Here is a 21,361-nt window from a genome sequence, read left to right on the forward strand (position 1 = left end):
GGTGATTGCATCCTAAAGTTTTTTAAATTAATGTAAAGCTTGTTTTAACCATGAAACCTTTCTGTGTAAGTAACCGTAAACTAACCATTCAAGCAAAATGGAGGTGGTAACAGTGAGTGCTGATAAACCATTTAAAGAAGAAAGCCCTCGTACAAAAATATTCATCATCACTGCAATAGTGTTACTATTCTTGGCTTCATTTGGAGTAATTACGGCAGGATATTTCTTTGGAATTATCGGGTTGTTTAAGCTGCTAGGTGTACACTATGACTCCTTTGCAGCCTTATCTTGGTTTATTGCTGGCTATATAGTATTCGGAGCAGTAGGTGAATTGTTGACAAATATCATGCGGATTTTTATGCGAAAGGCAAATAAATGGTCTGACAAGCAAATTAATGCTGGATTTCTATTCTTATCGTTTCTTGTAAGTTTGACTATTATTTCAACTTTAGATAATATGATGCACACTATTGAAATGGAAGCCGTCACAAGAGTAATAGTTTCCATTGTTTTAGCATTAGTCGATTATATAATGGATGCAAAACTAGAGAGTAAACAGGAAGACAAATAATATAATACATAGCTAGCTATTATTTGCCATTTTTCTTCATAATAAATAGAATTAAATGGAAGCATATAAATATTGGAGGTTACTATGTCTATTAAACAAGTAAAGCTTGCCTATAAGTGGAACCTTATCTTTCATGAAAAATATTCATTATTCGCTGAAATCGACTTTAAGAATAAATACAGCATTATTGACGGAGAGAATGACTTAATTGCGATCTTCTCATTAGATCAATCATCAATAGCCTTTCAATACAGTGTTTACAACCTCCAGCACAAAATTGATTTCAGCACGAAAACGATTGATATTCAACATAAACCTTATGAGGAAGAAGAATAAAAAATCTTCCTGTCTCTTCATAATAGTATAAAGAATTAGGGAACGCCCTTCAGAATGAAGGAGGGGTTTGTTCTATAGGAATGATAATTCTTGGATGCCTTCCTTAGATGAACGTAAATGAATTAGAAGAAACATTACTCAAAATAGACAAATTAACAGGAACAGATGCAAAAGCATTTCTAAAAAATCATTTATGGTTATAGAGATGGCACATTTACAGAAAGATAGGAAAGGAAGATTGGAGAAATAAATGGCATTAGAACATGAATTTTATTTAATATCGAAAACTGCGAATATCCAAGAATATTGGCAGTATACACATGAAGAAAGGACATACCTTGACTGTGTAGTCCTTCATGATGATTTAATTTTATATATCATGGATTCTTTAAAGTGGATACCAACAAAAAATCCAGGCATTCGGAATATGCCAGCGGGATATGGTATCAACTATCATGGCTTAACGCTTTTTGATAACCAATCAGCTATCACACTCAGAAATGTTTTTTCTGCATGGAGAGATTTATTTGAAAATGCACCTAAGGTAATGAAGCTTACAGGCAGCTTTGTCTGGAGCGACAAGGAAGAAGGGGAGTACGAAAGGTTAATCCTCAACCGTAATCTAGTAATCATGCAGCTTGAAAGAATGATTACAATGGCTGAGAAATTGTTAGACGGCGAAGTTTACATATATCATAGCGGAATTTAAGGGATTGCTTTAGGGGAAAGGATAAAGGTGATGCGTTTATTAGATAGACTGCTAGACAAAAAGTCTGATGGAATAATGGGAACTTAACAATTGGGCATAGGAAAATAAACAAAACATCGGCAGATTAGAAAAGGCTACTGCAAAAATAAGCTGCAGCTGTTGCAGAAAATGGACACAACAAGGACGAAAAGATGTGCAATTTCTTCGTTGATTTAAAAACTTAACGACTATTTTTGCATACAAGTAGCAATCCTAGGCCAAAGGAAAGCTAAAGCACTAATGTATTTCAAATAATACTATCATTTCGTAGCTCATTCTGCAGTTTCTTTGTTAAATTCCTGAAAATTAACTGATGAGAATTTCCTATTAGATAATGAAGAAATTCAACCGATAAATCTGACTCATAGTAAACAGTAATCCAGTGCGTTTTGTTCATATAATATCCTGGAATGATAACATCTTTATATGTTTCTTGTAATTCTTCTGATTCGGCTGGATTACATTTTAAAGTTATGTATTTTTGTCCTTTTTCATTGGTGCTTAGCATGGCAAATATTTTCCCGCCTACATGGAAACGATATGCATTCCATTCTCCTTGAAAATCATCTGTTGCACCTAACAAACTTTTACAATATTGCTTCAAAGTATCTTCCATAAAAAACTGCCTCCCTTTTTCTCTATTATCAGAGAAAGGTGGAGGAAGGACAATCTTTCCTTATCGACAATAAATGACAAGTAACGAGAAAGATCCCGGGCTGCTTCATAGACTCCGAGATCTTCATAACATTTATAATGTATAAGACTCACCATCATCAGGGACTAATACATTAGCTGAAAATCCTTTTTCTGTTACAAAGGATTTTAATTCCTCTCTCGATAAAGTCCAGTGATTAACTGCTTCCATATGAACGGCAATGATTGTAGCTTGCGGGGCTGTTTTGTAAACTTCATAAACATCCTTTTCATCCATCACTAGCGATCCGCCTTGCAAAAATTGATTATTGCCAGCATTAACAACAATAACTTCAGGCTTATGTGTATTGATTTCTGACTCGACTCCTTCATACCAGACGGTATCACCTGCAATATATAGTGTTTTTTCGCTTTCGTGCTTAAAGACAACACCGCATACAGAACCAACCATTTTAAGTATGTCGCCTCTGCCGTGCTCGCCTTGTGTTTTAATTAGCTGAATCTCTTCAAATGTAGTGGTTTCAGCTAATATTTCGAGATTTTGAAAACCTGCTTTTTTAACTTCTTCAGCATCCTCTGCACTTTGGACATACATTTTTAAATCCTTCGGAAGGACGTTTTTGGCTGCCTCATCCCAATGGTCCAAATGTAAATGTGTCACAATGACAGCATCAACATCTTTTACAATGTCTTCAAGTGAGATTGGCAGGCTTACTAACGGATTTTTTTGATCTTGTCGTAAGGAATTTGGAAAAGGGGGATATATGCCCTTTTCAGCAAGGAATGGGTCAATTAAAAACTTTTTACCTGCGTAATGAACGATAATTGTAGCGTTGCGAATTTGTTGGATATTCATTGTGGATACTCCTTTATTGTTTATTTAAAGTATGTATATAGTTTATACTATGAGCATCAACCACTTACACAGCTTAAATCAAGTCTTTTAGCTGTTTTGCTTGATTAATGAAAGGAGTTGGATTTGTTTGTTAGACAATACAGATCTGCTTATTTTAAATGAGCTGTCCGCGAACAGCCGTATTACAATGAAGGAGCTTGGCCAAAAGGTTCATTTAACAGGGCAAGCAGCTTCGACAAGGGTTGGCAGGCTAGAGGATAATGGAATAATCGAAGGATATACCATTAAAGTCAATGAAGTAAAATTAGGCTATTATATTCACGCCTTTCTCAATATTTTCACCAAAAGCACCCACCACGAACCATATTTATCCTTTGTTAGGACGCAAGAGAAATTTATATTAAATAATTATAAGATTAGTGGAGACAGCTGTTACATACTTGAATGTAAGTTCTCCTCTAACGAACAGTTAGACGAGTTTTTAGTCAGCCTTAACAAGCATGCTAATTATAAATTATCCCTTGTCATTAAGAAGGCGTGAACTATTTAAATAAATCGAGTTAGACAGGAGAAAAGGATGAAGCGAGGAGTCAGTTTCGAAATTCCAAATTCACATGGGAATTATCTAGGGGGAATATTAAGAACAATTGATATTTCTTCCTATAATTGGCGTATGGATGGAGAAGCCTATCTTGTGGAAAACGGAGAGCTAAAGGAGCCGCTGCTGCCAGCTAATGTGATGGACGGGTTGTGGTTTTCTGAAAGGTTAGAAGACAATCTATATTATTGCATATTTGCTGATTTAAAAGCTTTTCCAAAAGGAAAGGTAATAAAAGAGATTCATACATATGACGATTTTCTAAAGAGTGATTGTCAAGTAGTGCTGTTATTAGTGGATGGCAGTTTTGTTGCAATTTATGTGAAGGATAGCCGCGCACTTGAACATCTTTATAAGCATGCAATATCACAGGGCTATGGGGGAATTGAATATATTACAGAGGAAAATGATGAAAGAATAAGGTTATCTGTTTGGTGATCTAGCTTTTCAGCTTTCTATTTTCTATAACGAAAGAAAAAACCACAATAGTAACTTGTGGTTTTTTTGATATATTCAAAGTTTGCCAGATGACCAAGAATGGTAGATGCGTTTCACTTCTCGGAACGATAATTTTGGCTTGCGATATTCATTAACGATTCCTTTGTTGTTAAAGCTCCGAGCTCTATCTCGGAAATGGGCACCATTGCTTTGCAAATCTGCTCGCGTATCTGCAAACTGCCATATATATGTTCCGCTAATCTTAGGATCATTGCGAAAGATTGTCAGTGCTTCAGTGAGGATTTTCGCTTGATAATCCTCACTGAACAGCCTCGGCTCCCAACCAGTATCACCATAGATACCTGCTCCTCCGAACTCGGTCATAATGACCGGTATATCACCAGCTCCCATGTCTTCTGCACGCTTATGGAACTGCTGCAGCATTTCTTTAAAGCCGCCTACATTGCCTTCATACCAGCCAAAGTATTTATTAATGCCAATCACATCAAAAAGCGGGAGAAGAATATCCTCTAGAGGATGCATGGTAGCGTATGTAATCAGTCTCGAGTTGTCGAGTTGTTTCGTCTTTTGTATCAGTTGCTCTGTCATTTTGTAAGCACTGTTTGTACGTGTATCAATCTCATTATGAATCGACCAAAAGATAATGGAAGGATGGTGATAATGCATAGTAATCATTTCAGCCATCATCGTCTGTGCACGCTCCTGGAACAACGGATTACTGACGGTTTCGTCTGGCAAGAGAGCACCCCAAATGGGAATTTCGCTCCAGAACAGGATGCCGTTTTCGTCAAGTAAATCAAGCCAATACGAACTTTGAGGATAATGAGATCCGCGTACAGTATTGCACCCCATTTCTTGAATGATTTGAAGATCTTTATACATCAGCTTAGGAGGAAAAGCAAATCCCCATTCAGGATGTTCTTCGTGGCGATTGACGCCTTTAAGAAAAATAGGCGAGTCATTAATAAGAATCTGGTGATCCTTCGTTTCGATTTTTCGGAATCCAATGCGTTCCACTTTATCATCCTGTTCAAGGCATGCTTGAATCGTATACAACTCTGGCTTGCCAACATTCCATAACCGCACTTCGTTCCAATTCAGCTTTATTGTATGGTCTACAGTTTGATTTGCACAAACAGCTACATGGTCAGAATATAAGCTTTGGCCATCTTCATAAAGTGATAATGCTGTAATCATATCGGTTTGAGCGAGTGAGCTAATTCGTACTTGGAAAATGACGGCGGCATCGGCTCCTTCTAATTCATAGTCAATCTTAAGTTTCTCAATGTATAAGTCTGGTAAAAATTGCATCTCCACAGATCGAATGATACCACCATAGTGAAACCAGTCCACAAGTCTTGTCGGAATGGTAAGGTCATCAAGAGTACTATCTGTTCGAACAATAAGTTCATGCTCTCCTGCTGAAAGGGATGGGATAATGAATTCAAACGGTGTATATCCACCAAAGTGATAACCGAGATGTTGGCCGTCTAGATAGACATCGGCAGCACCGAGCACAGCATGAAAAACTAATCGGACATGGTTAGTATCCTCTATTCTTATTGTTCTTCTAAACCATGCAACACCTTCATAGTCGTACATATGCAACCCGTTATTCCAGCAAGAGGGAACATAAATGGACTTAACAGGCTGTGGAAAACGATCAAACCATTTTTCTTTAAGACCGACATTTTCAGGATCTAACACAAAGTCCCATGGTCCATCTAAAAGACTTGTCTTACGGATATGATGTTCTTGAAAGGTTCTTAGCAAAGCTATTCCTCCTTAATTTTTAATACTTGCATAGCCATCTTGGTGAGGGATTGATAATATGAATAGTATCATGATAAATTCTCGTTCTGAATGGAAAAAAGACGGCGTCTACTTGTAAAAATCGAGCTTAATTATAAGGGGAGATAGAAACTTGAAAATGCCAAAATATGATTTGAATCAGTTCGTCTTGCATATTCATTTTACGCTCGACAAAGTTACATATCCTGGTTGGAAGGATGTCCGCAATCTGGTGAATGTTCATAGTTTATATTGGATTCATGAAGGAGAAGGGAGTTTTTATACTAATACTGAACATAAGGTGAAGAAAGGAATGATGGTTTACTTAAGACCTGGTCTGCAGATGTCGATGCGTTCAGAAATACATGCGCCGCTACGCATGACAATGGTGCTGTTTGATTGTGCGGAGCTTAACTACGATGTAGTTTGGAAGGACGTTAAGAGAGTTGCGAAACTGAGTCTGCCTTTTTTAAATCAGTACAATTGCAAACAGGCAGAGGAATTAGGCATGCTCTTTGAGGAAATTCATCAAGAATGGGTGCCTGGAGTTGCACATGGTGCTGCAGTTTCCCAAGGTAAACTAAAAGTAATGCTTCATAAGCTCCACAACATGGAGCAGCCCGATTGGAGCATAAATGAATCAAGTACATTAAGCGCCTTTAATAAGATAAAAAAATATATGGAAAACGGATACCAGGATAACATTAAAGTCGAACAGTTAGCGAAGCAATACAGCATTTCAGCAACCTATCTTCGCAAGCTCTTCCTTAAGTACACAGGAATGGGACCAAAAGAGTATCTTAGTTATATCCGTAACGAGCGAGCGTGCAGTTATTTAATATATACAGACTATCAAATTAAAGAGATTGCAAGATTATGCGGTTATTTTGAAGAATATCATTTTAGTAAGATGTTTAAACAATTAAATGACCTATCACCAAGTTCATATCGGAAGATTCATAAAAAGATAGAGTGAGCTTTTAAAAGGCATGGAACCTCTTTAAGAAATGGCACGTATATAATTTAGTTTAAATAGGTGGAAGTTTGATTTATATAAAAGGTAATAAGGGGGAGGGATTCTTTATGAATTTTTCTAACAAACAGTTGCAAGATTTAATTCAAGGAAAGATTGTTGGCGATAGCTTTCCTTATTGTACAAAAAATGAGGAAGAAATTGAGGCACATATCCGAAGGTTATTTCATCGAATAAATCGAATACCTAATATCGTTTGTGAAGCAGAATGGAATCATTTTGGCAGTGGCTATGCCTCCTTTATTGAATTTTTTTGTTATCAAAAAGAGGATGTTACTGTCGTTAAGGAAATTAACAACATTAAAGAGTTACAGACAGAAGGAATTATTATTGATATTTGTCGTTTAGCACCTGTAGCAATTATGGGGGAAGATACTAGATATAAGACAATGCGGACAGATACGAACGAAATAATTGGCGGTGCATACGGTTGTTTATTTGGTGGTCCACATCTGTTAAATATTAGTGAGAAATACGAGACTATTGTGAGAAAATTGGAGTATGCGCTAAAAGAATTTGAATATGAACGGTTAGAAACAGAAAAAATACACCAGCCTTTATCCTTTCAAGCAAAAATCCCAACTATATATAGTAATTCTAACGATTATGTAATTATGGACGCTATCTTTTATTGGGAAGATTAGATTTTCTTGTATTTCAAAAAAACTATGTATGGATAAATAACTTAAGGTGGCGACATGTTATGGCATGCTCATGTAAGATAATAGATGGATTCATGCTTGAGCTGTCAGAGAGTCCTGATATCAATCAAGTGGGTAAAGCTGACAGAATTAAAGGACCATATCATCAACTATACAAACAACAAGATAAATATTGAGTTATTGTAATAGCTGACTTTAGAAGATAACTTTACGAGAGATGGTGGCTTGTGAATGGGGATGTCAGAATACTATAAAAATATACGTTCGAAAATTGGTAACGAGCTAATATTAATGCCAAGTGTTGCTGCCATTATCAGGAATGATTCTGGAGAAATCTTATTACAAAACAAGGGGAATGGGGAAAAGTGGAGTCTTCCTGCTGGTGCAATAGAGCCAGGAGAAGCACCTGCCGAAGCAATGGTTCGTGAAGTATGGGAAGAGACCGGATTAATTGTTTTGCCGAGAAAGTTAGTAGGAGTGTTTGGCGGAAAAGAATTTCGTTATCAATATCCAAATGGCCATCAAGTCGAATATAACGTTTTTATGTTTCAGTGCGAAATTACCAGCGGCAATCTGAATCCTCATGATCAAGAAACGGCAGAGCTTCAATACTTTAGACCAGATAGGATGCCGGAACTTGCATTACCTTATCCAAAAGACATATTTTTACAAAAAAGGGATGAGCTTTATTTTCAGTGGAATAAACATTGGCTAGAGAAGCTTCCAGAGTAGGATTGTTCGATTTCTAACGTAAAAAAGCAGTGTAACTGAGGAGAAATAAACATGCTGATAATAACAGAAAATGTAAAAGGGAAACGGTATAACCATTTAATGGATTTGCTTACCAGACATTGTAATAAGTTTGCCTTCGTTGAGAATGAGATGGAGGAAGAGAGCCATGCTGCAATTGATGCCAGGATTGTTTATATAAAGGAACACTTGCTGGAAAGGAAAATTCAACGAGAATGGGAAACAACGAAACTTCCTGAGGCCACCGCATATGTTTCTTATTTTCAATTAAATAATGCCACAAGGGATTTCCTGAAGGAAAACAGCAATTCCCTTTTTAGCTGGCTCCATCCAAAATTGCCGGAAGACTTAATGTTTTATCAGAATGATAAATGTATATTAGCTGGATGTTCACACGAGGGCTACTTTATAGTGGAAGAGACCTTGTGGGGAGAATTTCTATTAAATACAGAGCGGTGATTTGCCAGCTCTGTATTTAATTTTTTTAGTTATGCGACCTTCTGTGGGAGAGTCTATACTGGTGAGGAGTCGTTCCAACGAGTTTTTTGAATAACTGGATAAAATAAGATACACTTTTGAAGCCTAAGCTTTCACCAATTAATTCAATAGATTTATTTGTCATTTCTAGCAATTGACAAGCTTCTTTTATTCTCCGAATGGTAAGATACTCTGTTAAACTACTTCCCGTTTCACGCTTGAAACTTCTTGATATATATGATTTTGATAAATGAAGCTCATTTGATAAATGTTCTAAGTCAAAGGGCTCCTTATAATGTGCTTCTATCCAATTCATTATCTTTTCAGAGTAGAATAATGGCCGTAATTTATTGTTTGAGGTTGAATCAGGATTAGCATCGGTGCTGTTTATACGGATACATGAGAGCAATTGCATTAAAAAAAGCTGGCTGTCTTCTTCCCAGTTGTTTGTTTGCAGTGATTTATTAAATTGTTCATACAGCTCATATATATAGTTATAATCATTTTCTAAATCAAAAGCTTGAAGTTCATTTACTCCAAACTGTAATTTTTTTAACAAGGCACTCAGTCCTGGGAAAAAATTTAGGTTTTTCTCTCCGAATGACATTGTATCAAAGTGAAGAATACTTCTCTCATAAGGAGATTGGGGGGATACTTCTACATATACCTTATGTAATTGAAATGGCTGGAAAAAGAAAAGCATTCCTTTTTTTAACTCATAAGTCTGTTGGTTAACTATTACGCGCCCTTGTCCACGATATACAAATAAAAGTTCGCAACCTTGATGCCTGTGATAATATCCTTGGAAATTCTGCTCAGAAACCCTGCGATAAACCCAGTTAAATGGTTTAAGATCTATTTGTTCAAATAAATTCTTCATATAATTCCTCCATATAGTATTCAAACATTGAAAAACTTATTATTTAAGGTTCAAGAACAATAGAGCGACATTTTTGGTTATTTAACAAACACTTTTAGAATAATACGTAAGTTATAATTTAGTAAAGAATTTGGTGATAAAAAGAAAGGAAATCGGAGGAGGAAAATGTGAGCGTCTCAAATGATAACGATCGAGAGTATTGGCTGCAATCCATGCTGAAAATTGCAAGTCCGGTGCTTCAAAACTTAAAAAATAAATCATTAAAAAAAGTAATGCCAGTCGAGATGAAGGAAGGCACAAATCGTCAACAATTCACTCATTTGGAAGCGCTGTCCCGACTGCTCGTTGGGATGGCTCCATGGCTGGAAAGGAAAAGTGAAAATAAGGAGGAAGAAGCACTTCGTATGGAATATGGTGAGCTGGCACGCATAGCTATTGATGCAGGCACAGATCCGCACTCTCCTGATTATATGAATTTTTCAACAGATTTTCAGCCGATTGTTGATACTGCTTTTTTAGCGCATGCTTTTCTTAGAGCTCCTGATGAACTATGGAAAAAACTAAGTGGTAGGGTTAAAAACAATGTGATACTTGCAATGAAAGCTACCCGAACAAAAAAACCAATCTTTTCTAACTGGCTTTTATTTTCTGCATTAATTGAAGCCTTTTTATATAAAGTGGGAGAAAAGGATTGGGATCCGATGCGTATTGATTTTGCTGTAAAGCAATTTGATCAATGGTATTTGGGAGATGGTGTATACAGTGATGGGCCTGAGTTTCATTATGATTATTATAATAGCTTTGTTATCCATCCTATGCTTGTAGATTTATTAGAAACTGTTGGTAAAGAGTACACAGATTGGCTGGAAAAAAAGGAAACCTTTATGGAAAGATCAAAAAGATATGCAGTTATTCAAGAGCGCATGATTTCGCCGGAGGGAACATTTCCGCCAGTGGGAAGATCTATTGCTTACCGTTTTGGTGTTTTTCAAACTTTAGCTCACCATGCACTTCGCAAGGATTTACCTAAGACACTTGCTCCAGAACAAGTTAGAAGTGCACTGACTCAAGTTATAAAACGGACACTGGAAGCTCCGGGCACATTTACTGAGTCAGGGTGGCTGACTATTGGTTTTTGCGGCCATCAACCAGGGATTGGGGAAGGATATATTTCTACAGGCAGTGTTTATTTGTGTGCGGCCGTTTTCTTGCCATTAGGTTTGGCCGAATCAGATCCATTTTGGAGTAATTCTTCAATGGAATGGACGGCAAAAAGAGCTTGGTCAGGGAATAACTTTCCAATTGATCATTGTTTATAATACTAGAACGAATCTGATGAAGTCCATATCTGAAAGGGGAAAGTAGAGATGAGTACGATTCACGAAGAAATGAAGCATGATAAATTTAAAGCCAAAGCTGTTTTAGATTCAAAATGGCTTGAAGAGGAAATTCAGTATGTTTTGCAAAAAATCGATGAAAATCTAGACCCATTCACGGAGAAGGTACCACCGGCTGCATCAACAAATTTAATGTATATTCCTGAAGATAATAATGATTGGACTGCTAGCTTTTGGATTGGAATGCTTTATTTAGCTTACGAATATACAGGGAATGATAAATATCTTGATGTAATAAAAACCCAGCTTGAAAGCTTTAGTGAACGCTTAACGAAGAATATTCAGTTAGAAACACATGATATTGGTTTTTTATACTCTTTATCCTGTGTGGCGGGCTACCAAGTGCTGAAAGATGAAACCGCAAAAGAAATAGCGATAAAAGCAGCTGATAAGCTGATTACTCGGTATCATCAAAAGGCGAACATTATTCAAGCATGGGGCGATTTATCTGACCCAGAACAGCTTGGAAGGATGATTATAGATTGTAACATGAATTTGCCGTTATTATATTTTGCTTCCAGAGAAACAGGTAATCAGAAGTATTATAATATTGCCGTAAATCATGCTAAACAAGCAGCCAAGTATATTGTGAGAGAAGACGCATCAACATACCATACCTTTTATATGGATACAGAGAATGGTGAACCGCTTTATGGAAAGACTGCGCAAGGATATACCGATCAATCGTGCTGGGCCCGTGGCCAGGCATGGGGAGTATACGGTTTTGCATTAAGCTACGTACATACAGGGGATAGAGAGTTTCTTGATATTGCTGAAAAACTGGCAAACTATTTTTTAAATCGTCTTCCTGATGATAATATTTGCTATTGGGACTTAGTCTTTACAGAAGGAAAGGAGGAACGTGACAGTTCTGCTGCAGCCATCATGGCTTGTGGACTACTCGAATTAAGCAAGCACTTGCCAGTTTCCCATCAATATAAGGAAGTCTATGAAAATGCAGCCATAAAAATGATTAAGTCACTAGCTGAAAGCTATACTACTAAAAAAGCTCACTCCAATGGTATTTTGTTGCATGCAGTCTACTCTAAGCCTGACAATAATGGGGTAGACGAGTGCTGTATCTGGGGAGATTACTATTATTTAGAAGCATTAATACGCACAGTCATGAGCTGGAAGATGTACTGGTAAAAAAAAGAAAAAAAGCACAATCCCATGATAAAGGAATTGTGCTTTATAACCTTATAGAAACTTCTGTTCCATCTTTAAGGCTTGTTTCAACCAGCAGTAAACCGCTTTGGTTGGAAAGCTCTCTTAGCAAAGGCTTTAAGTCATACCTGCTAATATAAGGGATTTGAAATTTTGTTTTTCCGGATTTTTCGATTGCACCATTCACAAGCACGAGAATTCTCTTTGAAGTTAGAATTCTAATGACAAGATGTAAAATAGCATATGGAACTGGAATAATAAAGCGTTTCCCATTTACTTTAACTTTTACCTTCATCATGTTACTCAACTGTAACCAATACTTTGTCACCATTTGCTGCTGTAACATCTACAATTTGTCCGTCCAATTCATTATCAATTGCATCTATTAACAGTGCAATGTCAATATCCTTCACATATTTTTCGGATTGGGGAATTCTCTCCGCAATACTAGAGCCTACATTTAAGACAGCTTTTATAAGTTTAATTGGCAGATTAACGTTGACATTATCCCCGTTTTCCGAAGTAACACGGATCTTTAGCATTTTGTTTAAATAGGAGGCTGAGGTATGTTTTTGTAGATTGACCTTGTTGTCTTTTCCTTGCAGGGCATCAATTAATTCAGCAGCTTTGTCTTTACTCAGCTTACCTTCTTCAACCATTGTTAAAACTCTTGAAATTTCTTCGCTCATTTAGGATTCCTCCCCATTTAATAATTCAATTGCTTCTTCAGCAGTTATTTCGCCTTTTTCCAGCATTAAGATTACTTTTTTACGATCAATTTTATCTGCTTTCTTAGTGGTAGAATAACCAAGAGAAGAGATAATATCATCTAATTTCCCGCGGACAGTTGGATAAGAAATACCAAGGTCTTTTTCAACCTCTTTTATATTTCCGCGGCATTTTAAGAAAGTCTCGATAAAGCTGAGCTGTTCTTTGTTAAGATTTGCAAAATTAGAAAGTTCGAATTCATTTTCGATAGTGGTATGACAATGAGTACACTGTAGCCGGGTAATTTTTAATTGCTTTGCACAAACAGGGCACTCTGAAATAAGAGGATAAGCCATAATTCCCTCCTTTTTTTATTTATAATGCAATCATACATTAATAATTAAATAAAATAAACAATAAAATTAAATAAACAAAAAAAATAACTTAATTAGTTTAATATATTCAATTTAAATATTAAATAATTTTATTTTAGTGTGTGGATTTTAATTTTAACTTGGGTTGTTTTATTTGAATTGGTAAATTTAGTGAAAGGAGAAGGGGTTATAGGAAGGAATCTAGAAATTATCTTTATCCGGTGAAATAGAAGGTTATTATAATAGGGGGATTCTAATGAAGAATATAACCTTATCTAACGGAACCACTGTTGAAGTTGAATGTTTAAGCTGTGCCTTAACAAGCGGAATAATTGAACCAGATGGTGGTGCAGTATATGAAACTGAACATTTTCACGCACATCAAGATGTTGCTTATCCAATTAAAGGGTTAATGATATTAGCTTCTAAGCGGCATATAAAATGCTTCGATGAACTAACGGACCAAGAGCAGTTAGATTATATAAAGACCTTGTCAAAGATTAGGCATGCTCAAAGGAAAGTTTTGGGAATAGAGTATGTTTATTATTTTTATAATGAAGACACAGCACATCATTTTCATACTTGGATGGTCCCAAGGTATGATTGGATGGCGGGCTTTGGACGTTCCATTGAATCAGTAAGACCAATCTTACTTTATGCTAGAAACGAAATGAATAATAAAGAAAATATAGATGAGGTAATGGCTGCAATTAATTCTCTCAGGAAAAAGCTAAATAATGATGTTTAGGAATTAGTACATTACGAAACAAATCTCATAACATACACGATTTGCGGAACAATATAGTTGGAGGTGAATACAGTGTCTAACAGAAAAGCTGATCCATCAACAATTGGTTTAGGTTCTACAAATGTTCAAGGACAAGGTACTACAATGAAAGAAACGGGGAACAGAAAGTCTGATTCTTCGCGAAAGAAGCAAAAACAATCTTAATATTGGATGAAGAAAAAACAGACGGACTCCGTCTGTTTTTTAGATATTCGCCAACTTGATGGCATTTGCGAGAGAGGAATTGACTGAGATATTATCGAATTTTAAACCGAGCTGAATAGCGGTTTGAGCAACTTCAGGACGAATGCCAGAAAGGTCGGTTTTAACGCCGATTAATGATAATGCTTCGATTAGTTGAAAGATTTGATGTGCAACCATTGTATCAATAATGACTACACCGGAAAGGTCAAGAAGCAATCTGTTTACTCCTAAACGGTTGCATTGCTCTAACGTTTTCTCAAGTAGGATTTTCGCACGTGCTGTGTCAATCTCCCCAACTAATGGCAATAATGCTGTTTGGTTATTTAAGGCAATAACAGGTGTGCTGAGTTCAAGAATTAACTCCTGCTGAGCATGCAGTCTTTTTTCGGAGTTGCGATTATACTCTTTTGTAAACCATTCAATCACATTAGCCATTGTTTCTGTAACAACCTGATATATTGTATGTATTTCGCTTACGGCAAGATTATCTTTATGTTCCTCGATAAATTCTGTCATTAAATCAAGGTACTGCTTTTGCGTTCTGTGAAATTCGCGGATGATAAAATGAATCGGGGTTTGCGAATGTTCCTGATCCTGCGCTACCTTTAGTATCCACTGTTCAAAATCAGCTGAAAATTTTCCTTCTTCCTTACGAAATACTTCTGCAAAGTTCTCGTGGAACTCATAGTTTTGTTGCTTCACGCCTTTAATGATTTCTGGATCATTAGAAGCATAAACTCCGCTGCTATTGGATTTATCTAGACTTTCATACCAGTCTTCTGTTATTTGCCATGTTTTTTTTACAAAAAAATGATAAAGTTCATTATTTGAATACATTTCAATCCTCCTGTTGGTGCAATTATAGGTTGTCCATAGAATTTTACACTATCTGAGTTCATCCGTCTAAAGTATTGGGTGGTGATCATGTATTTTTACTGCATTGTAAAACAAAATCCCCCTTAATGGGGGATGGTAAAATAATTTTACAAATAGGTTTTTAATGTATCTTGCAGTGTACCTCGTGTTTCCGCATCTTTTTCGAAGCGGATGCCTGCATGAACCATTTTTTTGACAAGTTCAGGTCTAAGTCCTGTAAGGATTGCCTTACAGCCCATCATGGAGATTCCAGCTAAAATCTTTTCAAAGTAATCAATCACATCCATTTCCATTCTCGCAATCCCGGAAAGGTCAATGATGAGTGTTTGAATTCTTGAATCTGCAATATCATTTAATACCTTTTCTTCAATCACTCTAATTCGATACGAATCAATTGCTCCAATAAGAGGTAATACTGAAACAGATTGCTTAACTGGAATGATTGGAACAGACAAATGTTCTACCATTTCTCTTTGTCTATATAGCATTTCATCTTTAAAGTTTGAGTAATTAAGAAAGAAGCTGTTTAAGAATTTATCCATTTTTTCATTTATGCTTTTTTCTAAGATATAAAAATTATTGCGGTCTGATATTATATTCTGCTGTTCATCAATAATATAGATAAAATGCCATATTGTTCTTCTAATTGCCTGCACCCACTCCAGTTTTAACTCTAAAGTTAATGAGTGCTTTGCCCAAGCAATTCCTTCGACTTTAGCAAAAGAAACCAATTCTTCCTCTTTTTCGTCCATAACGAAAAATGTCATTTTTTTGGCGTTTTTTAATAAATCGATGTTTCCCTTATTTAAGATATCAGTAATTTTTGTTGAGACATTAACTGCTTCCGTAAGCAATTTGCTTTCAAACTTATCCCCATTTTCATTAATAAATATCTTTACTTCATCTTTAATATTATTAATTGGATTCATTTTTAACTACTCCTCTTGGCTTTGTTAATTAATATGTACCCCTTTATCTATAAATCATTATATATAAAATACTGCTTGGAGAGCAATTATTGTTTCATTACCAAAATATTTTAGGGGAAGGATAAGCTTCCTATCTTTGCAACACAATAAATATATGAGTTACCCAATAAAGGAAAGTAGGTGGAATTAATGAAATATGAACAGTTGGCAAAGGATATTATTGCAAATGTTGGAGGTAAAGAAAATGTCAACAGCGTTGTTCATTGTATTACTCGCTTGCGCTTCAAGTTAAAAGATGAAAGCAAGGCTCAGACCGATATAATTAAAAATATGGAAGGCGTAGTAACTGTTATGAAAAGCGGTGGCCAGTATCAGGTGGTCATCGGAAATCACGTTCCAGACGTATATAAGGCGGTAGTGGAGGTTGGCGGGCTTAATACACAATCGTCGTCTGAAGATAACGGAGGCGGAGAAAAGCAAGGGATATTTAATCAATTCATTGATATTATTTCCAGCATCTTTACACCTGTATTAGGTGTTTTGGCAGCAACCGGGATGATCAAGGGGTTTAATGCGTTATTTTTAGCATTAGGCTGGCTTGAGGCAACATCTGGAACTTATCAAATATTAAATGCACTCGGTGATTCCTTATTTTATTTCTTCCCGATATTCCTAGGATATACAGCCAGCAAAAAGTTTGGTGGCACAACTTTTATTGGGATGGTAATAGGTGCTTCCCTTGTTTATCCGACCTTAACAACTTTAACGACAGGTACACCGATTACTACATTATTTTCAGGCACTGTGTTTCAGTCACCAGTATTTATTACGTTTTTAGGGGTGCCTGTTATATTAATGAGCTATGCTTCTTCTGTAATACCGATCATCCTAGCTGCTTATTTTGGAGTGAAGCTGGAGAAGTTTTTTAAAAAAATTATTCCAGATGTTGTTAAAACCTTCTTAGTTCCATTCTTTACACTTCTAATCGCAGTGCCGATAACGTTTTTAGTGATTGGACCGATTGCCACTTGGGCAGGCGTATTAATTGGACAAGCTACACTTTGGCTATATAATCTCAGTCCAATTATTGCCGGTATTTTCGTCGGCGGATTATGGCAGGTTTTTGTTATTTTCGGCCTGCATTGGGGGCTTGTGCCGATTGCGATTAACAACCTGACTGTGCACGGAGCAGATCCGATACTCGGCACGATGTTTGCTGCATCTTTTGCACAAATTGGTGCTGTGCTTGGTGTATGGTTAAGAACAAAACAGCAAAAATATAAAACATTAAGCATTCCTGCATTCATTTCCGGCATATTCGGGGTTACAGAGCCTGCCATTTACGGAATAACGTTGCCATTAAAAAAACCATTTATTATCAGCTGTATTGCAGCGGCTGTCGGCGGAGGAATTCTTGGCTTTGCCAAGTCGCAAATATATATGGTCGGAGGGTTGGGAATCTTCGGAATTCCTACTTATATTGATCCAAAAGCTGGCATAACTTTTGCCTTCTGGGGTGCTGTTATTGCCATTATTGTCGGCTTTATCTTAGCATTCATTTTAACGTATTTGTTTGGCAATTCTAAAACAGAAACAGCAGATACGACGGCTAACAACCAGGCAAATAAAGAGGAACCGCCAGCAGTTAAGCTCGCTGATGAGGTTATATATAGTCCGATAAACGGCGAAGTCTTATCATTATCTTTGCTTAAAGATGAAGCATTTGCATCAGGAGCGTTAGGTCAAGGGGTTGCAATTGAACCTTCTGAAGGTAAAGTATATTCTCCAGTAGATGGTACTGTCACAGCGCTTTTTCCTACAAACCATGCAATTGGAATCACTTCTGACAATGGTTCAGAAATCTTAATCCATGTTGGGATGGATACGGTTGAATTAAATGGCAAGTTTTTTACCGCACATGTCAGCCATGGAACGAGAGTAAAAAAAGGTCAGCTGTTAATTGATTTCGACTTAACGGAAATCAAAAAAGCAGGCTATGTTGTTTCTACACCTGTGATTGTGACAAACAAAGGAGATTTTGAACAAATAACACCAACCGAACAAAAGCAAACAAAAGTTGGAGAACAATTAATAGAAACAAAAATAAAAGCTTAAATAATGAACAGAGGTGATGAAAATGAGCAGGTCTGTGCAATTTCCAGACGGTTTTTTGTGGGGCGGTGCTGTTGCTGCAAATCAGTTGGAGGGTGCTTATCAGGAGGATGGCAAAGGTTTATCGACAGCAGATGTTTCTCCTAATGGAATCATGAGTCCACCTGATTTCTCGATGGAAAAATTTAATTTATATCATGAAGGTATTGATTTTTATCATAAGTATAAAGAGGATATTGCTTTGTTTGCGGAAATGGGCTTTAAAGCATTTCGTTTTTCCATTGCATGGTCGCGGATTTTTCCTAATGGAGATGACCAGCAGCCTAACGAAAACGGACTTCAATTCTATGATGACATGATTGATGAATTGCGAAGACATAATATAGAACCAGTTGTAACGATTTCCCACTATGAGATGCCGCTTAACCTTGTTGAAAAATATGGCGGCTGGAAAAACCGGCAAGTTGTAAGCTATTATGAAAAATTTGCGAAAACTATTTTCAAGCGGTACCGCAATAAGGTTAAATATTGGATGACTTTTAACGAAATCAATGTACTGCTGCATGCTCCATTTACTGGAGGCGGTCTATTGTTTAAGGATGGCGTTAAAAATGAACAAGACATTTACCAAGCGGCACACCATCAGTTTGTAGCAAGTGCCCTGGCTGTGAAAGCAGGTCATGAGGAAATTCCGGAATCGCAGATTGGCTGTATGATTGCTTCAATGATAACTTATCCATACAGTTCAAAACCAGAAGATATGTTTGCTGCTTTAACTCAAGACAGAAAGACATTGTTCTTTTCAGATGTTCAGTCTCGAGGATACTATCCAACTTATATGACGAATTATTTTGCTGATAATGGTATTAACATTGAAATGGATACAGGGGATTTGGAGCTTTTACAAGATTATACGGTTGATTATATCGGATTCAGCTATTATATGTCATTTGTAGCTAGCACAGACCCCGAACATCAAGCAGGCAGGGCATCTGGCAATTTATTTGAAGGCGTAAAAAACCCTTATTTAGAATCATCTGAATGGGGCTGGCAAATTGATCCGGTCGGATTAAGAACAGTCTGCAACCAGCTGTATGACCGCTATCAAAAGCCATTATTCATTGTTGAGAACGGACTTGGTGCAGTGGACAAGCTGGAGGAAGACGGTACCATTCAAGATGATTATCGAATTGACTACCTACGGAAGCATATTTATGAAATGAAAAATGCAATTGGTGATGGTGTAGAAATAATGGGTTATACCTCCTGGGGTCCAATTGATTTAGTCAGTGCCTCTACAGCAGAGCTGAAGAAGCGATATGGCTTTATTTATGTAGATAAAGACAGTGAAGGAAAAGGCTCGAATGAGCGACTAAGAAAAAAGAGCTTTTATTGGTATAAACAAGTGCTTGAATCGAATGGAGAAGTTTTGTAACGCATAAAGATTAGGACCCTAGAATAGAGATAGGGTCCTGATTGTTTACACTGTTAAAACAGGAACAGTATTAACATCCTGATTGATGCAGACCTTGTTTCTTCCAGTTCTTTTTGCTTGATACAAGGCTTTATCCGCTTCTTCTATAAGGGAGCAAATATTATCCGTTGTTTCAGGGAAGCTTGCTGCACCGATTGACACTGTAATGTTTATGGTCTCATTCGAGCTAATAATAAATGGTGTATTTTCGACGATTTTCCTGATGCGTTCACCAATTTCGTAAGCCCTTTCGAGCGAACAATCTAATAAAATAACCGAAAATTCTTCTCCGCCATTTCTGCTCACGATGTCGAAAGAGCGGGTTGTATTATGGAGGAGATTTCCTAATGCTTTTAATACGATATCTCCATCGCCATGTCCGTAATTGTCGTTAATATGCTTGAAGAAATCAATATCGATATACAAAAAAGAAAGCTTTTCTCCTTTTTGCCCAACACTTTCAGCGAGTGAATTAAAAACCTCATCAAATTTCCTAACGTTATTTAAGCCAGTCAGTCCATCAGTTGTTGACTCTAATTTATACTTCTCAAATAGTATTGTCTTTTTTCTTAATAGCTCCAGCATATAAAAGGCAAGGATGCCGGCAGCATAAGAGGCGATCCAATAAATAGGAAGGAGGACATACAGTGCTGCTGTGCTTTCAACTAGAAAAACAGCCGTAACTGACAAGATAATATTGTTAGTAGTTAAAAGAATTGCAATTTTCACCTGCAAGCTGCCTTTTGATTTAGGAGAAAACAGGACTGCAAATAATGACACAATCGTGATATACCCTATTGCTATTAAAGATGTCACACTTATTCCTATTAACAGCCTTCCGACAATAAAGAACAACAAAGATATGGTTACGGGAATAAAACCGCCATAGAAACCCACCAAAATAATAGGGATATGTCTCAAATCAAAGATGGAATCGCCAATATGGATACTGTAAAACATTAATATATCAGACGAGATACCGGCAACTATCCCAGCAAAAATTTTATAGTTCATATTAGAATTACGATTTAATGGTGTTTTCAAAAGTTGTGTATATAAAAAAATAAGTGATGTCAAAATGGCAAAATTTGCGAACAGTTCTTTTAATATCATAATTATCACCACAGCTAATTTACCATAACAAGAGCCGTTTTGTAACTAGTACTTTTCACCAAACTTTTTGGTAGTTTTAATGGTGCTTACATATCAATACGAGGAAGCTTACCTTTATGCTGAGCAAGAAAAAATCCCGGTGGAATTATCCATCGGGCTGACTCATTTAATAGTCTTTAATAAAACTTCAGGGAGGTCACTTAGGAACAGCCCTTCGCTTAAAAGCTTAATATCATGATGTATTTGTTGCTTGATTGCAGGATCTTCACATTTATAGTAATCGTCCATTAATCGTTTCAGTTCATGGCAAATCAGTTCAATTTGAATCATCCAACTATCCTTTCATTTGTAGACCTAATAATTATTATGCAATAACTGTAAGAATGATGGAAGAGCTTCGACAAA

The 21,361-nt window shown here is 36.6% G+C and carries 27 protein-coding genes; 16 read left to right on the forward strand and 11 right to left on the reverse strand.

Annotated elements, in window-relative coordinates:
- Nucleotides 1-112: 112 nt before the first annotated feature.
- The 3 genes from ACLIJJ_RS15680 to ACLIJJ_RS15690 all read left to right on the forward strand — a co-directional run bounded on the left by ACLIJJ_RS15680 (nucleotide 113) and on the right by ACLIJJ_RS15690 (nucleotide 1,616).
- A complete protein-coding gene (locus tag ACLIJJ_RS15680) occupies nucleotides 113-571 on the forward strand; it encodes a YrvL family regulatory protein (protein WP_237944079.1) in 459 nt (152 codons plus the stop codon).
- Between the two features lie 84 nt (nucleotides 572-655).
- Nucleotides 656-907 carry a hypothetical protein gene (locus ACLIJJ_RS15685; RefSeq protein WP_237944081.1) on the forward strand — a complete coding sequence of 84 codons (252 nt, stop codon included), beginning with the start codon at nucleotides 656-658 and terminating at the stop codon, nucleotides 905-907.
- 250 nt (nucleotides 908-1,157) lie between these two features.
- Nucleotides 1,158-1,616 carry a hypothetical protein gene (locus tag ACLIJJ_RS15690; RefSeq protein ID WP_237944083.1) on the forward strand — a complete coding sequence of 153 codons (459 nt, stop codon included), beginning with the start codon at nucleotides 1,158-1,160 and terminating at the stop codon, nucleotides 1,614-1,616.
- 286 nt (nucleotides 1,617-1,902) lie between these two features.
- On the opposite strand, the gene ACLIJJ_RS15695 is transcribed toward ACLIJJ_RS15690, so the two are convergent.
- Nucleotides 1,903-2,271, reverse strand: a complete 369-nt coding sequence (locus tag ACLIJJ_RS15695) for an MmcQ/YjbR family DNA-binding protein (RefSeq protein WP_237944085.1) — start codon at nucleotides 2,269-2,271, stop codon at nucleotides 1,903-1,905.
- Between the two features lie 132 nt (nucleotides 2,272-2,403).
- The gene (locus tag ACLIJJ_RS15700; RefSeq protein WP_237944087.1) at nucleotides 2,404-3,165 is read right to left on the reverse strand and encodes an MBL fold metallo-hydrolase; all 762 of its coding nucleotides are present in this window, start codon (nucleotides 3,163-3,165) and stop codon (nucleotides 2,404-2,406) included.
- Between the two features lie 127 nt (nucleotides 3,166-3,292).
- Here ACLIJJ_RS15700 and ACLIJJ_RS15705 point away from each other — a divergent pair, with 127 nt between their 5' ends.
- Both ACLIJJ_RS15705 and ACLIJJ_RS15710 read left to right on the forward strand, forming a co-directional pair.
- Entirely contained in the window at nucleotides 3,293-3,706 is a 414-nt protein-coding gene (locus ACLIJJ_RS15705) for an Lrp/AsnC family transcriptional regulator (RefSeq protein WP_233315525.1), read from the forward strand.
- Between the two features lie 36 nt (nucleotides 3,707-3,742).
- Nucleotides 3,743-4,201 (forward strand): DUF2691 family protein, encoded by a 459-nt coding sequence (locus tag ACLIJJ_RS15710; RefSeq protein WP_237944089.1) that lies wholly within the window; start codon nucleotides 3,743-3,745, stop codon nucleotides 4,199-4,201.
- Between the two features lie 75 nt (nucleotides 4,202-4,276).
- On the opposite strand, the gene ACLIJJ_RS15715 is transcribed toward ACLIJJ_RS15710, so the two are convergent.
- Nucleotides 4,277-5,995 (reverse strand): glycoside hydrolase family 2 protein, encoded by a 1,719-nt coding sequence (locus tag ACLIJJ_RS15715; RefSeq protein ID WP_237942400.1) that lies wholly within the window; start codon nucleotides 5,993-5,995, stop codon nucleotides 4,277-4,279.
- A gap of 157 nt (nucleotides 5,996-6,152) precedes the next feature.
- Here ACLIJJ_RS15715 and ACLIJJ_RS15720 point away from each other — a divergent pair, with 157 nt between their 5' ends.
- From ACLIJJ_RS15720 to ACLIJJ_RS15740, 5 genes are all read left to right on the forward strand, one after another.
- Nucleotides 6,153-6,989, forward strand: a complete 837-nt coding sequence (locus tag ACLIJJ_RS15720; RefSeq protein ID WP_233315662.1) for an AraC family transcriptional regulator — start codon at nucleotides 6,153-6,155, stop codon at nucleotides 6,987-6,989.
- 107 nt (nucleotides 6,990-7,096) lie between these two features.
- Complete coding sequence (locus ACLIJJ_RS15725; protein ID WP_237942402.1) at nucleotides 7,097-7,690, forward strand: hypothetical protein; 594 nt, start codon at nucleotides 7,097-7,099, stop codon at nucleotides 7,688-7,690.
- A gap of 59 nt (nucleotides 7,691-7,749) precedes the next feature.
- Nucleotides 7,750-7,884 (forward strand): hypothetical protein, encoded by a 135-nt coding sequence (locus tag ACLIJJ_RS15730; protein WP_282581454.1) that lies wholly within the window; start codon nucleotides 7,750-7,752, stop codon nucleotides 7,882-7,884.
- A 55-nt stretch (nucleotides 7,885-7,939) separates the two neighbouring features.
- Nucleotides 7,940-8,440 carry an NUDIX hydrolase gene (locus tag ACLIJJ_RS15735; protein WP_237942403.1) on the forward strand — a complete coding sequence of 167 codons (501 nt, stop codon included), beginning with the start codon at nucleotides 7,940-7,942 and terminating at the stop codon, nucleotides 8,438-8,440.
- A 51-nt stretch (nucleotides 8,441-8,491) separates the two neighbouring features.
- On the forward strand, nucleotides 8,492-8,917 hold the full coding sequence (locus ACLIJJ_RS15740; RefSeq protein WP_237942405.1) for a stage III sporulation protein AH: 426 nt from the start codon (nucleotides 8,492-8,494) through the stop codon (nucleotides 8,915-8,917).
- A 25-nt stretch (nucleotides 8,918-8,942) separates the two neighbouring features.
- Here the strand turns inward: ACLIJJ_RS15740 and ACLIJJ_RS15745 are convergent, their stop codons facing one another.
- Nucleotides 8,943-9,815 carry a helix-turn-helix domain-containing protein gene (locus ACLIJJ_RS15745; protein WP_411411253.1) on the reverse strand — a complete coding sequence of 291 codons (873 nt, stop codon included), beginning with the start codon at nucleotides 9,813-9,815 and terminating at the stop codon, nucleotides 8,943-8,945.
- Between the two features lie 167 nt (nucleotides 9,816-9,982).
- Between ACLIJJ_RS15745 and ACLIJJ_RS15750 the strand changes: the two genes are divergently transcribed.
- Entirely contained in the window at nucleotides 9,983-11,134 is a 1,152-nt protein-coding gene (locus ACLIJJ_RS15750; protein WP_411411254.1) for a DUF2264 domain-containing protein, read from the forward strand.
- Nucleotides 11,135-11,182: 48 nt separating this feature from the next.
- Complete coding sequence (locus tag ACLIJJ_RS15755; RefSeq protein ID WP_411411255.1) at nucleotides 11,183-12,361, forward strand: glycoside hydrolase family 88 protein; 1,179 nt, start codon at nucleotides 11,183-11,185, stop codon at nucleotides 12,359-12,361.
- A 43-nt stretch (nucleotides 12,362-12,404) separates the two neighbouring features.
- Here ACLIJJ_RS15755 and ACLIJJ_RS15760 read toward each other — a convergent pair whose 3' ends face one another.
- The 3 genes from ACLIJJ_RS15760 to ACLIJJ_RS15770 are packed head-to-tail and all read right to left on the reverse strand — an operon-like array spanning nucleotide 12,405 to nucleotide 13,443.
- Nucleotides 12,405-12,677, reverse strand: a complete 273-nt coding sequence (locus tag ACLIJJ_RS15760) for a hypothetical protein (RefSeq protein WP_411411256.1) — start codon at nucleotides 12,675-12,677, stop codon at nucleotides 12,405-12,407.
- A 1-nt stretch (nucleotide 12,678) separates the two neighbouring features.
- The gene (locus ACLIJJ_RS15765; protein ID WP_233315516.1) at nucleotides 12,679-13,068 is read right to left on the reverse strand and encodes an SHOCT-like domain-containing protein; all 390 of its coding nucleotides are present in this window, start codon (nucleotides 13,066-13,068) and stop codon (nucleotides 12,679-12,681) included.
- Nucleotides 13,069-13,443, reverse strand: coding sequence for a DUF2089 domain-containing protein (locus tag ACLIJJ_RS15770; protein WP_233315515.1), 375 nt, complete (start codon nucleotides 13,441-13,443; stop codon nucleotides 13,069-13,071).
- A gap of 274 nt (nucleotides 13,444-13,717) precedes the next feature.
- Between ACLIJJ_RS15770 and ACLIJJ_RS15775 the strand changes: the two genes are divergently transcribed.
- Nucleotides 13,718-14,209, forward strand: coding sequence for an HIT family protein (locus ACLIJJ_RS15775; protein WP_233315514.1), 492 nt, complete (start codon nucleotides 13,718-13,720; stop codon nucleotides 14,207-14,209).
- A 72-nt stretch (nucleotides 14,210-14,281) separates the two neighbouring features.
- Nucleotides 14,282-14,413, forward strand: a complete 132-nt coding sequence (locus tag ACLIJJ_RS15780; protein WP_233315513.1) for a YuzL family protein — start codon at nucleotides 14,282-14,284, stop codon at nucleotides 14,411-14,413.
- A 39-nt stretch (nucleotides 14,414-14,452) separates the two neighbouring features.
- On the opposite strand, the gene ACLIJJ_RS15785 is transcribed toward ACLIJJ_RS15780, so the two are convergent.
- Both ACLIJJ_RS15785 and ACLIJJ_RS15790 read right to left on the reverse strand, forming a co-directional pair.
- Nucleotides 14,453-15,289, reverse strand: a complete 837-nt coding sequence (locus ACLIJJ_RS15785) for an STAS domain-containing protein (protein WP_233315512.1) — start codon at nucleotides 15,287-15,289, stop codon at nucleotides 14,453-14,455.
- Between the two features lie 146 nt (nucleotides 15,290-15,435).
- Complete coding sequence (locus ACLIJJ_RS15790) at nucleotides 15,436-16,257, reverse strand: STAS domain-containing protein (RefSeq protein WP_233315511.1); 822 nt, start codon at nucleotides 16,255-16,257, stop codon at nucleotides 15,436-15,438.
- 189 nt (nucleotides 16,258-16,446) lie between these two features.
- On the opposite strand from ACLIJJ_RS15790, the gene ACLIJJ_RS15795 reads away from it, so the two are divergent.
- Together ACLIJJ_RS15795 and bglH are read left to right on the forward strand one after the other, a co-directional pair.
- Nucleotides 16,447-18,372 (forward strand): beta-glucoside-specific PTS transporter subunit IIABC, encoded by a 1,926-nt coding sequence (locus ACLIJJ_RS15795; protein WP_411411257.1) that lies wholly within the window; start codon nucleotides 16,447-16,449, stop codon nucleotides 18,370-18,372.
- 22 nt (nucleotides 18,373-18,394) lie between these two features.
- The gene (bglH, locus tag ACLIJJ_RS15800; RefSeq protein WP_411411258.1) at nucleotides 18,395-19,804 is read left to right on the forward strand and encodes an aryl-phospho-beta-d-glucosidase; all 1,410 of its coding nucleotides are present in this window, start codon (nucleotides 18,395-18,397) and stop codon (nucleotides 19,802-19,804) included.
- 45 nt (nucleotides 19,805-19,849) lie between these two features.
- On the opposite strand, the gene ACLIJJ_RS15805 is transcribed toward bglH, so the two are convergent.
- Both ACLIJJ_RS15805 and ACLIJJ_RS15810 read right to left on the reverse strand, forming a co-directional pair.
- Nucleotides 19,850-20,956, reverse strand: a complete 1,107-nt coding sequence (locus ACLIJJ_RS15805; RefSeq protein ID WP_233315508.1) for a GGDEF domain-containing protein — start codon at nucleotides 20,954-20,956, stop codon at nucleotides 19,850-19,852.
- Nucleotides 20,957-21,118: 162 nt separating this feature from the next.
- Nucleotides 21,119-21,286 carry a hypothetical protein gene (locus ACLIJJ_RS15810; protein WP_237942420.1) on the reverse strand — a complete coding sequence of 56 codons (168 nt, stop codon included), beginning with the start codon at nucleotides 21,284-21,286 and terminating at the stop codon, nucleotides 21,119-21,121.
- Between the last annotated feature and the right edge of the window lie 75 nt (nucleotides 21,287-21,361).

This window comes from Niallia laureatilytica, from assembly GCF_046613985.1.
Classification (GTDB): Bacteria; Bacillota; Bacilli; order Bacillales; family Cytobacillaceae; genus Niallia.

Excerpts from the sequence above, each read along its gene's own strand:
- ACLIJJ_RS15685 (WP_237944081.1), top strand. The coding sequence starts at position 656 with ATGTCTATTAAACAAGTAAAGCTTGCCTATAAGTGGAACCTTATCTTT.
- ACLIJJ_RS15690 (WP_237944083.1), top strand. The coding sequence starts at position 1,158 with ATGGCATTAGAACATGAATTTTATTTAATATCGAAAACTGCGAATATC.
- ACLIJJ_RS15695 (WP_237944085.1), bottom strand. The coding sequence starts at position 2,271 with ATGGAAGATACTTTGAAGCAATATTGTAAAAGTTTGTTAGGTGCAACA.
- ACLIJJ_RS15700 (WP_237944087.1), bottom strand. The coding sequence starts at position 3,165 with ATGAATATCCAACAAATTCGCAACGCTACAATTATCGTTCATTACGCA.
- ACLIJJ_RS15710 (WP_237944089.1), top strand. The coding sequence starts at position 3,743 with ATGAAGCGAGGAGTCAGTTTCGAAATTCCAAATTCACATGGGAATTAT.
- ACLIJJ_RS15720 (WP_233315662.1), top strand. The coding sequence starts at position 6,153 with ATGCCAAAATATGATTTGAATCAGTTCGTCTTGCATATTCATTTTACG.
- ACLIJJ_RS15725 (WP_237942402.1), top strand. The coding sequence starts at position 7,097 with ATGAATTTTTCTAACAAACAGTTGCAAGATTTAATTCAAGGAAAGATT.
- ACLIJJ_RS15730 (WP_282581454.1), top strand. The coding sequence starts at position 7,750 with ATGGCATGCTCATGTAAGATAATAGATGGATTCATGCTTGAGCTGTCA.
- ACLIJJ_RS15735 (WP_237942403.1), top strand. The coding sequence starts at position 7,940 with ATGGGGATGTCAGAATACTATAAAAATATACGTTCGAAAATTGGTAAC.
- ACLIJJ_RS15740 (WP_237942405.1), top strand. The coding sequence starts at position 8,492 with ATGCTGATAATAACAGAAAATGTAAAAGGGAAACGGTATAACCATTTA.
- ACLIJJ_RS15745 (WP_411411253.1), bottom strand. The coding sequence starts at position 9,815 with ATGAAGAATTTATTTGAACAAATAGATCTTAAACCATTTAACTGGGTT.
- ACLIJJ_RS15755 (WP_411411255.1), top strand. The coding sequence starts at position 11,183 with ATGAGTACGATTCACGAAGAAATGAAGCATGATAAATTTAAAGCCAAA.
- ACLIJJ_RS15760 (WP_411411256.1), bottom strand. The coding sequence starts at position 12,677 with ATGATGAAGGTAAAAGTTAAAGTAAATGGGAAACGCTTTATTATTCCA.
- ACLIJJ_RS15765 (WP_233315516.1), bottom strand. The coding sequence starts at position 13,068 with ATGAGCGAAGAAATTTCAAGAGTTTTAACAATGGTTGAAGAAGGTAAG.
- ACLIJJ_RS15770 (WP_233315515.1), bottom strand. The coding sequence starts at position 13,443 with ATGGCTTATCCTCTTATTTCAGAGTGCCCTGTTTGTGCAAAGCAATTA.
- ACLIJJ_RS15775 (WP_233315514.1), top strand. The coding sequence starts at position 13,718 with ATGAAGAATATAACCTTATCTAACGGAACCACTGTTGAAGTTGAATGT.
- ACLIJJ_RS15785 (WP_233315512.1), bottom strand. The coding sequence starts at position 15,289 with ATGTATTCAAATAATGAACTTTATCATTTTTTTGTAAAAAAAACATGG.
- ACLIJJ_RS15790 (WP_233315511.1), bottom strand. The coding sequence starts at position 16,257 with ATGAATCCAATTAATAATATTAAAGATGAAGTAAAGATATTTATTAAT.
- ACLIJJ_RS15795 (WP_411411257.1), top strand. The coding sequence starts at position 16,447 with ATGAAATATGAACAGTTGGCAAAGGATATTATTGCAAATGTTGGAGGT.
- bglH (WP_411411258.1), top strand. The coding sequence starts at position 18,395 with ATGAGCAGGTCTGTGCAATTTCCAGACGGTTTTTTGTGGGGCGGTGCT.
- ACLIJJ_RS15805 (WP_233315508.1), bottom strand. The coding sequence starts at position 20,956 with ATGATATTAAAAGAACTGTTCGCAAATTTTGCCATTTTGACATCACTT.
- ACLIJJ_RS15810 (WP_237942420.1), bottom strand. The coding sequence starts at position 21,286 with ATGATTCAAATTGAACTGATTTGCCATGAACTGAAACGATTAATGGAC.